Origin of the sequence: Trichocoleus sp. FACHB-262 (genome assembly GCF_014696035.1) — a bacterium.
Classification (GTDB): Bacteria; Cyanobacteriota; Cyanobacteriia; order FACHB-46; family FACHB-46; genus Trichocoleus.
Genome location: NZ_JACJPK010000108.1, coordinates 124,795 through 138,261, shown reverse-complemented (window position 1 = coordinate 138,261; position 13,467 = coordinate 124,795). Strand labels below are relative to the sequence as shown.

The 13,467-nt window shown below is 49.8% G+C and carries 13 protein-coding genes; 10 read left to right on the top strand and 3 right to left on the bottom strand.

Annotated elements, in window-relative coordinates; all coding sequences use genetic code 11:
- Positions 1 to 18 precede the first annotated feature (18 nt).
- Complete coding sequence (locus H6F68_RS26285; protein WP_190563621.1) at positions 19 to 1,242, bottom strand: FAD-dependent monooxygenase; 1,224 nt, start codon at positions 1,240 to 1,242, stop codon at positions 19 to 21.
- Positions 1,243 to 1,365: 123 nt separating this feature from the next.
- Between H6F68_RS26285 and H6F68_RS26280 the strand changes: the two genes are divergently transcribed.
- Complete coding sequence (locus tag H6F68_RS26280) at positions 1,366 to 2,016, top strand: DUF938 domain-containing protein (protein WP_190563619.1); 651 nt, start codon at positions 1,366 to 1,368, stop codon at positions 2,014 to 2,016.
- A gap of 101 nt (positions 2,017 to 2,117) precedes the next feature.
- Positions 2,118 to 2,789 (top strand): SDR family oxidoreductase, encoded by a 672-nt coding sequence (locus H6F68_RS26275; RefSeq protein ID WP_190563617.1) that lies wholly within the window; start codon positions 2,118 to 2,120, stop codon positions 2,787 to 2,789.
- Between the two features lie 35 nt (positions 2,790 to 2,824).
- On the opposite strand, the gene H6F68_RS26270 is transcribed toward H6F68_RS26275, so the two are convergent.
- Together H6F68_RS26270 and H6F68_RS26265 are read right to left on the bottom strand one after the other, a co-directional pair.
- On the bottom strand, positions 2,825 to 5,050 hold the full coding sequence (locus H6F68_RS26270; RefSeq protein WP_190563615.1) for a PAS domain-containing protein: 2,226 nt from the start codon (positions 5,048 to 5,050) through the stop codon (positions 2,825 to 2,827).
- A 245-nt stretch (positions 5,051 to 5,295) separates the two neighbouring features.
- On the bottom strand, positions 5,296 to 5,760 hold the full coding sequence (locus H6F68_RS26265; RefSeq protein ID WP_190563613.1) for a hypothetical protein: 465 nt from the start codon (positions 5,758 to 5,760) through the stop codon (positions 5,296 to 5,298).
- A gap of 182 nt (positions 5,761 to 5,942) precedes the next feature.
- Between H6F68_RS26265 and petN the strand changes: the two genes are divergently transcribed.
- The 8 genes from petN to H6F68_RS26230 all read left to right on the top strand — a co-directional run bounded on the left by petN (position 5,943) and on the right by H6F68_RS26230 (position 13,422).
- The gene (gene petN / locus H6F68_RS26260) at positions 5,943 to 6,032 is read left to right on the top strand and encodes a cytochrome b6-f complex subunit PetN (RefSeq protein WP_190436771.1); all 90 of its coding nucleotides are present in this window, start codon (positions 5,943 to 5,945) and stop codon (positions 6,030 to 6,032) included.
- A gap of 156 nt (positions 6,033 to 6,188) precedes the next feature.
- Complete coding sequence (locus H6F68_RS26255) at positions 6,189 to 6,440, top strand: hypothetical protein (RefSeq protein ID WP_190437040.1); 252 nt, start codon at positions 6,189 to 6,191, stop codon at positions 6,438 to 6,440.
- Between the two features lie 337 nt (positions 6,441 to 6,777).
- Positions 6,778 to 6,909, top strand: coding sequence for a hypothetical protein (locus H6F68_RS29505; RefSeq protein WP_255524968.1), 132 nt, complete (start codon positions 6,778 to 6,780; stop codon positions 6,907 to 6,909).
- 137 nt (positions 6,910 to 7,046) lie between these two features.
- Positions 7,047 to 8,510: an RtcB family protein gene (locus H6F68_RS26250; protein ID WP_190563611.1), complete on the top strand. Its 1,464-nt coding sequence runs from the start codon at positions 7,047 to 7,049 to the stop codon at positions 8,508 to 8,510.
- The gene (locus H6F68_RS26245; RefSeq protein WP_190563609.1) at positions 8,510 to 8,698 is read left to right on the top strand and encodes a hypothetical protein; all 189 of its coding nucleotides are present in this window, start codon (positions 8,510 to 8,512) and stop codon (positions 8,696 to 8,698) included. The genes H6F68_RS26250 and H6F68_RS26245 overlap by 1 nt, the downstream gene beginning before the upstream one ends.
- Positions 8,699 to 8,830: 132 nt before the next feature.
- A complete protein-coding gene (locus H6F68_RS26240; RefSeq protein WP_190563607.1) occupies positions 8,831 to 10,048 on the top strand; it encodes a low temperature requirement protein A in 1,218 nt (405 codons plus the stop codon).
- A gap of 33 nt (positions 10,049 to 10,081) precedes the next feature.
- A complete protein-coding gene (locus H6F68_RS26235; RefSeq protein ID WP_190563605.1) occupies positions 10,082 to 10,969 on the top strand; it encodes a GTP-binding protein in 888 nt (295 codons plus the stop codon).
- Positions 10,970 to 11,073: 104 nt separating this feature from the next.
- Positions 11,074 to 13,422, top strand: a complete 2,349-nt coding sequence (locus H6F68_RS26230) for a PAS domain S-box protein (protein WP_190563603.1) — start codon at positions 11,074 to 11,076, stop codon at positions 13,420 to 13,422.
- Positions 13,423 to 13,467 lie beyond the last annotated feature (45 nt).

Sequence of the window (13,467 nt, the reverse complement as noted above, 5' to 3'; positions counted from 1 at the left end):
AGAATCCACTCAATCTTGCTAACCCCAAGTAGGGTGGTAATCGAAGAGCCACTTGAATTGTAAATCTCCCAACCAAGTCGGAGTCAGCCGATAAATCCAGTTACGCATGAAACAACCAACTGCGGACTCAGTTTGCCCCAGTTGGCTGACTTGTCGCGAGGAGGTAAACACCTGAGCAACTCGGCGGCTGCGGCTAGCTTCAAATTCTCGTAGTAAGGATACTATCTGGGTGCGATCGCCTGCTTGCTTTAACTGCTTAGCCAGCTCGAAAGCATCTTCGATGGCCATACAACCTCCTTGGCCTAAGCTCGGTTGTACGGGATGGGCAGCATCGCCGATTAAAGTTACTCGGCCTTTTCCCCACTGCTGACCCAACGGTTCGCGATCGAAAATATCGTCCCGATAAATTGGATATTCACCCAGACTATTCACAATCGTAGGGACTGGCTCAGCATAGTTGGAAGCCAGCGATCGCAACATGGGCAAAGCACCGCCTTGGCTAGCGTCCTCACCCCCCATTGCGGTGTTTTGGAAGGCATAGAACGAAAAGCGCCCGCCGCCAACATCGAAGTAGCCGAAGCGATTGCCTTTACCCCAAAATTCCAACCAACTGTATTCTGGGTCCAACGGCAGCCCAGCGCCAGAAAAATAACCTCGCCAGCAAGTAGTACCACTATAAACTGGCGGTGTCAGACGCTCACGCTCCTCAAGACTAGCTCTTACCCTGGAATACAGTCCATCTGCTCCCACCAGGATATCTCCTTCGGTGCTGCTGCCATCTTGAAAGGAGACTCGCACGCGATCGCCCAAGTCTTCAAATTTCTCAAAAGCGACTTCTGTATGTACCTTATCTGGGGGGAGAGCTTGATAGAGAATCTGCTGAAGCTCCGGTCGTAATAAACAAATCCCTAAATTCTCTTCTTGAATAAACTCTGGAGCATTGATGTATAAGGGGCGACCCTTCTGATTAAAAAATCCTCCTTTGCCAATTTTGCCACCCTTTTCGTAAAGAGCGTTGTAAAGCTTACCTGCCCATAACAGTTGGTAGATGCGGATGGCATTGCGCTGAATAAAGATACCGCCTGGCCCAGACAGCATGGCATCCAGCGATCGCTTTTCATATAGTTCAACATCAATTCCGACATCTAGAAAAGCCCGGGCCAGCGTGAGGCCACCGATGCCACCGCCGATGACAATTGCTTTTTTGATAGAAGGTTGAGTCGGAATATGGTTTTGTTGCATAGCTACATGCACGGAGGAAACTTAAGCTACAAAAATGACAATGGCAATTTACTCACTGTAACTGATGCTGATTGCTAGCAGGCTATTACGATGGGCAAGGTGAGAAATGAGAGGTAAGCCAGTTTGACTGACCAAACTAACAATCATGCTTGTCGCCATGCACCTGCAACTGCTCGTAACCGAGAGCCGATTTTGCAAGTGTTGCAGCGGGTGTTACCTGACACAGGCACAGTCTTGGAACTAGCCAGTGGCACTGGAGAACATGCCATCTTCTTGGCACCACGCCTCCAACCAAGAATTTGGCAGCCCAGCGACCCGAATCCTGAAATGGTGGCAAGCATTGCCGCGTGGCAACAAGAATGGCCGTCCAAGCAGCTGCGATCGCCCTTACAATTAGATGCCCGTGACCCTGTTTGGCCTGTTGAGATAGTCAGCGATGGTAGCAATCTCCCTGAGCCACCCATTAGCGCGATCGCCTGCATTAATATGATTCACATTGCACCTTGGTCAGCTTGTCTAGGACTAATGGCTGGCGCAGGCCGCATACTCCCGGCGGGGGGCATTCTGTATCTCTATGGCCCTTATCAGCAAAGTGGACAGCACACGGCTCCCAGCAATGAGTTTTTCGATGAGACGCTGCGATCGCAAAATCCGGAGTGGGGTGTCCGGCACTTAGAAGATGTCGTCGCAGCAGCCAACGCTCAAAATCTGACTTTATTGGAGACGGTACCGATGCCTGCCAACAATTTCTCTGTGATCTTTCAGCATCTTTAGCAACGAGTTTTGTTGATGCTCCTCCAGGAGCAGCGGTAGGTTTCTGGCGACGCCTACCTCTACTATGGAACTAATCAGGCTCGATGAGGATAGATTTAAGGATGACTACGACTTATGTTTTCCTGGCGGGTGCGAGTCGGGGTGTAGGCCGAGAAATCGCTCGTTGTTTAGTCGAACAAGGCATACAGGTAAAGGCCCTGTTGCGCTCTGAGGCAGCTCGCTCAGAACTAGAAGCAATGGGTATTACAGTGGTGCTGGGCGATGCTTTAAGCGCCGTTGAAGTAGAACAGGCAATGCAGGGAACCCCAATTCAAGCTGTGATCAGCACTATTGGTGGCTTGCCTAAGGATGGAGAAAGAGCCGACTATCTAGGCAACAAAAACCTGGTAGATGCAGCCGTGAAAGTAGGAGCCTCAAAATTTATTTTGGTATCTTCTATTGGCAGTGGCGAGAGTATTGTCGCGCTTTCCCCACAGGCATTAGAGACGTTACGGCCTGTGTTGATTGAGAAGGAGAAAGCAGAGCAACATCTGATTGCTAGTGGCTTGAACTACACGATTGTCCGACCGGGCGGCTTAAAGTCTGAACCTGCAACCGGAAATGCAGTGCTGACAGAAGATCCGCAGGTATCCGGCATGATTCATCGGGCTGATGTAGCGCACCTCGTTTGTCAGTGTCTCCAATCCGATCGCGCCAATCACAAAATTCTCTCTGCCATTGATTGCCAGATGTTGTTTGTCCCAGTTGAGTTTGCCGAATTTGCGCTGAGTTAAGTTTAGGCATCCAAGGCTAGCGATCGCTTGATCACTTATTTTGGCTCCTGGCTAATGGGAATCTCGATCACAAATTCTGCACCGTGGCCAATTTCAGAAACACAGTGTAGAGAGCCACCATGCTTTTCTTTCACGATCTGATAGCTGATTGACATGCCTAGACCTGTGCCTTTGCCGACAGGCTTTGTCGTGAAGAAGGGGTCAAATAAGCGTTGTTGAACCACTGGCGATAGTCCTGGTCCATTATCAGCAATCCTGATTCGGACTCGATCAGCACTGGCTCTCTCTGTGTAAATAGAAATTTGACTTGGATTCTGAACTGCGTCTCGCAAGGAGCGCTGTTGATTCTGTGACTCCAGAGCATCAATGGCATTGGTGAGGATATTCATAAATACTTGATTGAGCTGCCCTGCATAGCACTCGACCAAGGGGATATCACCATAATTCTTGACCAATTCAATGGCCAGGTGCCCATCTCCAGCTTTGAAGCGATTCTGCAAAATCATCAGCGTGCTGTCAATACCTTCATGGAGGTTAACCGCTTTCATCCCCGCCTCATCCATGTGAGAGAAGTGACGCAGAGAGACGACAATCTGCCGGATGCGCTCGGCTCCTATTTTCATTGAAGAGAGCAGTTTAGGCAGATCTTCCACTAAGAAATCAAGATCGATGGCCGCTGCTTCCGCCTCCACAGCTGCGATCGGATGGGGATAATGTTGTTGATAAAGCTGGAGTAGCCCTAAGAGGTCTTGTGTATACTCGTTCGCGTGTTTCAGGTTGCCATAGATGAAGTTGACGGGATTGTTGATTTCGTGGGCTACGCCAGCGACAAGCTGCCCCAAGCTAGACATTTTTTCGCTTTGAATAATTTGGGTTTGGGTTTGTTGGAGTTCCCAGAGCGTTGATTCTAGTTGTTGGGCTTTTTCTCGTAGTTGGGTTTCAGATTGGCGCAAGGCAGTTTCTGTTTGCTTACGTTTAATGCCCAGTGCAACTTCTTGAGCCACAAAGGCCAAAGCATCTAGAGTAGAAGTGCTGAGGGTCTGGCGAGCAAACAAAGCTATTACACCTAACAACTGATCTTCCACCATGAGGGGGTAGCCAGCAAAAGCCACCATACCCTCTCGCAGCGCCCAGGCTTTATCGCCAACCCGAGGATCGTCCAGCACCGTATTGGTTAAGTGTGGCTCGCGTTCGGCAGCAATCAGGCCAATCTTGAACTGGCCGACTGGGACACGGGCATGAGCACCATCAAGATGGGTGTAGAGACCAGAGCTAGCTTGCAGCTCTAAAATGTTCTCTTCTGGGTTGAGGAGCCAGATCCGGGCAAAGGCAGCATCTAAATGTCCCACCACCGCATTTGTGCATTGATGGAGCATTTCCTGGAGATCATCACTGCGAGTCAAGGAAGCATCAACCTCGGATCGGAAGGCAGCCAGTCGCACTTGATCCACTAGCGCTTGCTCTGCCTGCTTGCGAGCGCTGATGTCTCGTGCTACCCACAACACAGATTGTTCGGTTAAGGCGACCAGCGTGGCATCAAACCAAATCAGTTGATCCTCAACAGGTAAACTGTACTCAACCTTGACAGCGGTTTGTGTCGTTAGAGCTTGCTGAATGTGGTGTAAGAAAAAGTCTGCTGCTGCATGAGGCAGTACCTCATGCATGGTCTTGCCCACCAAATCGGTTGAGGGGCGGTATAGGAGGGGAGTGCAACTCGGTGCAATTTTTAAGTAACGGCCTTCAGCACTGATCACTAAAATCACATCCTGCATCGCCCCAAATAGAGTCATTAACTCTGCTTGAGACATGCTTAATGCGACTTCTGCCTCAGAGCGTTTGTCTTCAACACTCTTTTCAGCAGTGAGTTTACGGGCTGTGAGGTCTTGAGTAACTTGAGAAATCCCTTGGAGTTGTCCGTTGAGATCAAATAGTGCGGTTAGAACCACACTGGCCCAATATCGAGAGCCGTCTTTACGAACCTGCCACCTCTCCTCAGCAACACGACCTTGAGCGATCGCAGTTGCCAGAACTTGGCTAGGTTGACCTTGCTCCATATCCTCAGCCGGAAAAAAGCAAGAGAAATGCTGCCCAATCACTTCCTCTGACTGATAGCCTTCTAAGTTTTGAACCCCTGTATTCCAACTGCAAACATACCCGTCAGGGTCGAGAATCATGGTTTTGCCATTTTGCACAGGCCCTAGAGAGCGGGTGAAGCCTGACTGATGAGGCTGGCAAGAAGTCGCTGCTAGTGGGTGGTGCATAGGGGCTGCTTGAGAAGCTAATTTTGGGCAGCATCAGCTTCCTAAACTTTTGAGGTTGCCTTAAGGTTGCCAAAAATCTGGGCAGAAAGTACTGACACTAGACCTAAGACTTCCCAATCTAGTCATGATTTTTCTAAGACTGTTTACGGAATCTGCATCAGCTAATTAGCGCGGCTTTATTCGTAATATTGCTGAGTTCAACCCAGTTTCACCTCAAGCTAAAACCGGGGGGTTGGGTGAAAAGCCTAGTTGGAATTAAACCGTTTGACCCAATCCTGCTGAATCGCAAAGTCTAAAGCCAAACGAGCGATCGCAAACAGGCAGATACTTTCGATCGCCAGCACCCCAAACGGCCAAAGCGTTCCTTGGAGATTGAACCCCACATCCACCTGCGCCAACCCACGCACTAAGCCAAAAGCTAGTACTACACCCGACTTGAGGTGCGGATTTTGGTCTTCGCGGATCACATAGCGGTAGGTGACCCCGAATAAAAACCCCGCCAAAATGGCGATCGCACCACTAATGAGCAAATTGGTTTCGATACTGGCGATTTGTAGACTGGCGAGGCTAGCAAACTGGGTAGCCAAAACTTGACTGTTGACAAGCGCGATCGCGGCGAAGGCCACGCAGACAGACAAAGCGGCTAAGGTTCCTGCTTTGAGCGATTCAATGCGTTCTGCTAAATTCAGCTCGAAAGACCCGTTTACCATGCGCAATTTTGCTCAATCCTGTCAAGGCGCGATTGTATCAGGTTGGACCACCCGATCGCTAAATTTGCAATTAATTGTCAGGGTTGAGCTGAGCTAGTGACGGACAAAATGGAGGCATTGATTGCTCAAGTTTTGAATTATCATAAGGGTCGGAGTAGTTTCATAGGCTTGTCTTTAACAATATGGATATTCTGACGCTGGGCTGGGTTTCTCTCCTCGCTGTCTTTACCTTTTCGATCTCGATGGTGGTTTGGGGCCGTAACGGGTTTTAACTCCTTCCCCGTCCCCTCTCCCTAGGGGGAGGGGTACCATAGGCGGGGTGGGGTTAAGCCTCAATCAACAAACTTAGAGGTATTGGCTTCACGCATCTAAGTATTCTTCAAAGGCAAATCTTTTTCGTTCTTGATTGTTTTCATTCAAAAGTTATTGTGGAAGCTACTGTTGCTAACATCCTCGTTATTGCTGCGCTCGGACTGTTGATCACTGTTACTGGTGGCGTTGCCTATTTGACCGCTGTGGATTGGCGCGATCGCCGTCGGCGGGAGCAGGAACAGCGAGAGCAAGTCCCAGGCCGGGTTCGCCGGGAACAAGAGCAACAAGAAAAATCCCGCGGTCGCAATCGGCGTGGCAAAGAGCAGCGGGAAAAGACCCCAGGCCGTCGAGCCAAAAAATCTGAGTAATTCAGGTGGGTCAGGAATAAAATTAACTTTAATCAATAATTGCAGCACTTATAAGAGCGCTCAGTGTCTCTGAAGAGTGCTTCAGATTGATTTGTGCGAATTAAGAAAAACCAGGAATTTTTCTAGCATCTACCTGGCATCTACAAATTTGTGATCTGCGGTGCGCTGTCTTGTGATCTACATGACGACAAGCCAAGTTTCACTGTGATACGGTGATGAGAATTGGTAGCGTCGTGGCTGTAACTTGTAGCCTTTTACACAAAAGTTACAAAGCGATCGCGGTTAACCAGCGATTTTCGGGAAATTTAAAGTAATTCTTTTTTGTAGAGCTATCCCTATGAGTATTTTCTTATCCTTGGCAATGCTTGTGGTGATATTAATATTGAGCGAATCTCCTGGCGGTGCGCTGGCAATGGGGCTGGGTTTGTTTACAGCAGCGATCGCAATTCGGCATGTAGCGTCCCATTAATCTCCCATCAATCGAAGACTAGAATTGCTGGCGTCTGCCTCTGCCGCCCCCTGCACCTGTCTCCTACTTTATAGGGATGTATAATCCTTGCCCAAAGGGATGCTTAGAAGTAGAAATGATAGGGCAGGAGCGCTGGTATGGAAGCGTTACATCGAGTTGCTAAAAAAGTTTCTGACACGATCTGGGAGATTCCAGTTTCTTATAAAGAAGGGATGCGGGTGCCTGCCCGAATCTACGCGACTGAAAAACTAATCAAAGACATAGACGAAGGCGTAATTGACCAGATCACCAACGTCGCCACATTACCAGGCATCACCAAATACGCCCTCTGTATGCCCGATGGACACTTCGGGTACGGCTTCCCGATTGGAGGTGTGGCCGCAATGGATGTCGAGCAGGGTGGGGTGATTTCTCCCGGTGGCATTGGCTTCGATATCAATTGCGGGATGCGTCTGGTCGTCACGAATCTCACTTACAAAGACGTCAAGCCGCACATTAAGCAATTGGTAGACAAGCTATATAAAAGCGTGCCTGCGGGCGTAGGCAGCAAAGGGTTTGTCAAGTTGTCCCGCAACGACTTTCGTCAAGTGTTGCAACAAGGAGCGCGTTGGTGTGTAGACAATGGCTACGGTTGGGAAGCTGACCTAGAACTGATGGAAGAAGGCGGTTGCCTCGCCGGAGCCAATCCGGACAAAGTGAGTGAAAAGGCGATCGATCGCGGCTTTAACCAAATCGGGACGTTGGGTTCAGGCAATCACTACTTAGAAATTCAAGTTGCTAAAAAAGAAAACATTTACGACCGAGAGCTAGCGCGGGCCTTTGGCATTACCATCCCCGATCAAGTCGTGATCATGTTCCACTGTGGCAGTCGAGGCTTTGGGCACCAAGTTGCTACCGACTATCTACAAGTCTTTCTAAAAGTGATGGAGAGCAAGTACGGCATCAAGGTGCTAGATCGAGAACTGGCTTGCGCTCCTTTTGATTCCCCTGAAGGCCAAGCTTACTTCGCGGCCATGCAGTGTGGCATCAACATGTCCTTCGCCAATCGCCAAGTGATTTTGCATCGTATCCGGGAAGTTTTCTCTGAGGTGTTTGGTCGCTCCGCCGAAGACCTGGGTCTAGAGATGGTCTATGATGTCGCCCACAACACCGCCAAGCTAGAACAACATATTGTAGATGGTCAAGCGCGATCGCTCTTGGTTCACCGTAAAGGAGCCACTCGTGCCTTTGGACCCGACATGAGCGATGTCCCCGAAGCCTACAAAGTGTACGGCCAACCCGTGATTATTGGCGGCAGTATGGAAACAGGTTCCTATTTGTTGGTTGGAGTCCCGACTGGCGACCAAACCTTTTTTAGCACCGCTCATGGCAGTGGCCGCAAAATGAGCCGAACTAAAGCCCGCAAAACCTGGAGTGGTGATGTACTGCAAAAGGAGATGCTATCCAAAGGCATCTATGTCCGTAGCACTTCTGCATCCGGTTTAGCTGAAGAAGCAGGCGGTGCTTATAAAAATGTAGATGATGTGATCGAAGCCGCCGAGCTAGCGGGAATCAGCAAACGGGTGGCGCGTCTGACCCCCATCGGCAACATCAAAGGTTGATGGCACCTAACCCCCCAGCCCCCTTCCCTGCTAGGGAAGGAGGAGCTAGAGATGCCACCATTTACAGAATTACAGCTATTACCATCGAGCACTTCTGGAGGGGGCCTGGGGGCGGCTGCGTCCCCCAGCGGGGGTTTGGGGGCGAGTGCCCCCAAGGCTCGGTTATCTTGAAAACCGTCACGAACTAAGATCGAACAAATCGCGATCGCCCAATTACTAAACCTTTACCTACCACCTCTCCCTGCCCCTTTACTTCCTTCGAGCCAGCCGTTTAACTATTAGTCAAGGTTTCTCACTGTTGCTAAGGCAGTTAAGGTTCCATGACAAAAGCTTTATGGCAACCGCCCCGTTTGCGTCGTGATGAAGAGCAAGTGTCTGAGCGTCACGCCACCTGGTTGGAACTGTTTTACGATTTAGTATTCGTTGCTGCGACCGCAGAACTAGCCCATAGCTTAAGCGGCAACATTTCCTGGACTGGCTGCTTAAAATTTGCAATCTTATTTGTGCCCATCTGGTGGTGCTGGGTGGGAGCAACCTTCTACGCCACTCGCTTTGATATCGGAAGCATTGTCGATCGCTTGTTTGCCTTAGTACAAATGGCGATCGTCGCAGCAATGGCAGTCAATGTACATCATGGGTTGAGCAGCTCCGGGAGTGGCTTTGCCATCTGCTATGTTCTGTTTCGTGTCACCTTGATCTTGCAGTATCTCAACGCGGGACATCACATACCAGCGGCGCGATCGCTGACAACTTGGTATGCCACTGGCTTTGGCCTAAGTGCTGGACTTTGGCTAGTCTCAGCTTTTCTGCCTCCTCCTTTACGATTGGGGCTGTGGGTGGTGAGCTTAGCGATAGACCTCTCTACCCCGCTCTCTGCGGGTCGTCTCGTTGCCAAAATTCCTCCCAGCATGCCCCACGTTCTAGAACGCATAGGACTATTTACCTTAATTGTCTTGGGTGAGTCTGTGATCGGCGTAGTGGGAGGGTTGGCAGAACATGAATGGAGCTTAGGCTCTATCCTTGTAGGGTTGTTGGGGTTGGCGATCGCCTTTAGCCTGTGGTGGTTGTACTTCGATACGGCTGATGGCTCGCCCCTTAAGTCGATGAAAGTAGGCAAGATGCGGGTTGCTCTCACTTGGCTCTATGCTCACCTGCCTCTAGCAATGGGATTGGTCGCTGCTGGAGTTGGTGTAGAACACCTAATTGCCCATGATGCTACTGCCATTCCCTCTAGTGCGGAACGGTGGCTGTTGTGTTCAGCAATCGCGACTTGTTTGTTGGCGTTAGCGGGGATTCACTACATGAGCTGCGCCTTGGGAACTGCGAGGTATCGCAAAATTTTGAGCGCTTATCGCACTGCATCCGCCGTTCTAGTGCTGCTCCTAGCGCTGGTTGGCGATCGCCTCTCATCTCTGAATCTGGTAACGCTCGTAGCCTTAGCTTGTGTCGTCCAAGTTCTACTTGATCTCCTCCGCAGTTCAGTCGCCACTCGTCCCGCTACTGCCACAGAAACCAGCCAGCCCTCCAAGCCAACTTAACACCCCTAAAAGCTGCTGCATTGGCTCAAACCTATGACAACTCGCACCCCTCTAACCTTGATTACAGGCCCTCTCGGTAGTGGCAAAACCACATTGCTACGCCATATTCTCGCTACTGTTTCTCAAAAGATTGCCATCTTGATGAATGAATTTGGTGAGATTGCGATCGATGCCAAAGTGATTCAAGGCCAGAATGTGAGCATGGCTGACTTGGGTGGGGGGTGTGTTTGCTGTTCGCTCTTGGGTGAGTTTGAGGCAGCAGTGAATGAGATCATTGAAACCGTCAATCCAGATCTGATTGTGGTGGAAACCACTGGCTTAGCAGAACCGGATGCACTGGTGTTTGACATTCAAGAAAGTATTCCGGTGGTGCGGCTCGATGGTGTAGTGACCGTGATTGATGCCGATGGCTTGGTGCAATATCCCCAAATCGGCCATACTGGGCGAATTCAGATTGAGGCAGCCGATGCCATTTTGCTCAACAAGGTGGATTTGGTGGCGGAGAGTGAACTAGAAGCGATCGCTACTAAACTTCACCGCTTTAACGAAACGGCTCCCATCTTCCACACCCAGCGTGGTCAAATCGATCCAGCCTTATTGTTTGGTATTGCCAAAGCGGAGCGATCGCTCCAACCACCCCATCACATTCACCAGCCAGAGTTTGATTCCTTCAGCTACACCTCTCCTGCTACGTTCGATCGCACCTGTTTTGAAGAGTTTGCCGCTAGCTTGGCTCCAAGCGTCTATCGAGCTAAAGGCTTTGTGCGATTTGTAGACGATATTTATCTATTTAACTTTGTCGCGGGTCGTTGGGACTTCGAACCCTTTGAGCAAGCAACGACAGAGCTAGTCTTTATTGGCAAACAGGTGAACGAACACCAAGCCGCAATTTTACAGCGCCTTAAGGTATGTGAGCATTAAGACAAGCGTATTCTCCGCAATAGCATGAATCAGAGTCAATTGGTTACACTCTACTGAACTGTTGACCATGACCGCTTGTTGAGAAATACGGAGGTTAGAGCATTTTGGAAGTCGCCCTCTCCCAACTCTGGCGCTATGGTGGCGCTGTGTTGCTAGTTGCGATCGCCTCATTTCTGATTTTGCTAGCCTCCGACTCGACAATTGCCGACAATCCTTGGCTGATTGGTTTGGCTCCAGTCATTTTGAGTGCAAGATATGGAGGTCTAGGGCCAGGTCTCCTCGCTACAGTTCTAATGGGTGTTGCTTGCGCCTACTCCTCTCCACCATCTCTGACCTCTAGTGGGGCGATCGCGCCGAATGACCTGGTTGAGTGGAGTGTCTTTGCACTAGAGGGAATATTGATCAGCGCGCTGATGAGACTGCATACAGCTCCCTCCCAACACCAGCGTGGGCCACGTTCTAAGCTTCAACTGAGAACCATTTTAGACAACGCTCCAGTCGGACTGTATGTTGTCGGCAGTTCTAGCCATGAGTTTATGAACCAGCACTTATGCGCTTGGCTAGGGCTAACTTCAGAGCAAATCCTGGGCAACGGCTGGATAGATAGCATCCATCCAGAAGATCGAGAGTGGGTGATCCGTGCATCCACAGAGAGCCTGACCGCAGGCCAAACTTTTGAAGCTGAGTATCGCATTCTAGACCAAGAAGGTACGCTCTATTGGATCTTAGATCGGGCTGTCCCTGTGCGAGATGAGGCAGGTCAAGTGCAGTTCTTCCAAGGGTCTTGTGTAGATATTACTGCGCGTAAGCAGGCTGAGGAGCGCTTGCAGTCATTGGCGCAGCAATTGCAAGAGCGAACCGCAGAGCTTTCCGCCTCACGCGCCCAAATGCAGGCCCTTCTAGACTATACTCCCGCCATCATTTACATCATTGATGTGGATGGTTATATGAGGTTTGCCAACGCCGAATGGTATCGGATATTTGGACCACTTTTCGGAAACCCAATTGAAGGGCAAAATCTACGCGATTTTTTGCCTCCTGAAGCAGCGGCTGTATTCTTTCAAGAAAATGAAGAGATTTTTGCCTCAGCAAAAGTCATGACATTTGAGAATGATATGACCTTACCCGACGGCGTTCATACTTTCCTCCGCATCAAATTTCCGCTTCAGGACGCAAGTGGGGAAGTTTACGCTTTCTGTGGAGTCTCATTAGATATCACTGAGCGTAAGCAAGGGGAAGAAGCCCTGCGGCAAAGTGAAGAACGCTTTCGCTCTTTGAGTGCCTGTTCTCCCTTGGGGATTTTTCTCACGGATACTCAAGGAAATTGTACTTATACCAATCCTTCCTGGCAGGCGATCGCAGGACTTACCTTTGAAGCAGCCTTAGGCGAAGGGTGGGCTGAAGCGATTCATCCCGAAGATCGGGAGCGAGTAGCCGCTTATTGGTTTTACTGTGCGTCATCGGGCCAAGCATACTCAGATGAGTTTCGCTTCCAGCGACGAGAGACAGTATGCTGGGTACATTCTCGCTCGTCTCCTTTATTTGCCGATAATGGTCAACTCATGGGTCATGTGGGCACTGTGGAAGATATCACCGAACGCAAGCAAGCCAACGAGAAATTGCAAGCGTTAACGCGCCAATTACAAGCCCAGAATGAACAGCTGACCGAAGTTTCGCGCTTAAAGTCAGAATTTCTCACCAATATGTCGCATGAGTTGCGGACACCCCTGACTTCGATCCTAGGCTTCTCCAGCGTGTTGCTGCAAAAGAATTTTGGAGCGTTGAATCCTAAACAAGAGCAGTATTTATCCCTGATTCACTCTAGTGGTGACCATTTACTCGCACTGATCAATGATTTATTGGATCTGGCTAAAATTGAAGCAGGCAAACTAGAGCTTGATTTTGAAGAGCTAAATCTCGCAGCGTTATGCCAAGCGGCTCTAGAAATGGTGGAGGTGCGAGCCTTGAGTAAACAGCAGCAGTTATCTCAAGAACTTCCTCTGGCCTGTGAATTCATTCTGGGCGATCGCCAGCGAATTTTACAAGTGTTGCTGAACTATCTATCCAATGCGATCAAGTTTACGCCAGGAGGCGGCACCATTACGCTGAAGACTCAAGTTGTAACTGATGTGGAGTTACAGAACTTCAATGTGTTGGAGGTGGAGGAAGAAGCGGCTTTGCAGGGTGCATCTACTTCTATGTTCGTAGGGTTATCCGTTAGCGATACTGGAATTGGCATCCCTGTTGAAGATCAACATTTGCTGTTCCAAACTTTTCAGCAAGTAGATGGAGCCACCGATCGACGGCATGGAGGAACAGGTTTGGGGTTAGCCCTGACCAAGCGGTTAGTCGAGTTACATGGAGGCAAGGTCTCGTTTACCTCTACCTGTGGAGTTGGCAGCACCTTCTCTGCTTGGTTTCCCTTACCTGAGAGCAACGTAGAACCAATTTAGATCTGCAAACATAGAGCTTAAAGATAATTACGATTTAACTAACAA

What these genes read in the sequence shown, in the direction of transcription:
- H6F68_RS26285 (WP_190563621.1), bottom strand. Translation starts at nt 1,242, where the DNA reads ATGCAACAAAACCATATTCCGACTCAACCTTCTATCAAAAAAGCAATT.
- H6F68_RS26275 (WP_190563617.1), top strand. Translation starts at nt 2,118, where the DNA reads ATGACTACGACTTATGTTTTCCTGGCGGGTGCGAGTCGGGGTGTAGGC.
- H6F68_RS26270 (WP_190563615.1), bottom strand. Translation starts at nt 5,050, where the DNA reads ATGCACCACCCACTAGCAGCGACTTCTTGCCAGCCTCATCAGTCAGGC.
- H6F68_RS26265 (WP_190563613.1), bottom strand. Translation starts at nt 5,760, where the DNA reads ATGGTAAACGGGTCTTTCGAGCTGAATTTAGCAGAACGCATTGAATCG.
- petN (WP_190436771.1), top strand. Translation starts at nt 5,943, where the DNA reads ATGGATATTCTGACGCTGGGCTGGGTTTCTCTCCTCGCTGTCTTTACC.
- H6F68_RS29505 (WP_255524968.1), top strand. Translation starts at nt 6,778, where the DNA reads ATGAGTATTTTCTTATCCTTGGCAATGCTTGTGGTGATATTAATATTG.
- H6F68_RS26250 (WP_190563611.1), top strand. Translation starts at nt 7,047, where the DNA reads ATGGAAGCGTTACATCGAGTTGCTAAAAAAGTTTCTGACACGATCTGG.
- H6F68_RS26245 (WP_190563609.1), top strand. Translation starts at nt 8,510, where the DNA reads ATGGCACCTAACCCCCCAGCCCCCTTCCCTGCTAGGGAAGGAGGAGCT.
- H6F68_RS26240 (WP_190563607.1), top strand. Translation starts at nt 8,831, where the DNA reads ATGACAAAAGCTTTATGGCAACCGCCCCGTTTGCGTCGTGATGAAGAG.
- H6F68_RS26235 (WP_190563605.1), top strand. Translation starts at nt 10,082, where the DNA reads ATGACAACTCGCACCCCTCTAACCTTGATTACAGGCCCTCTCGGTAGT.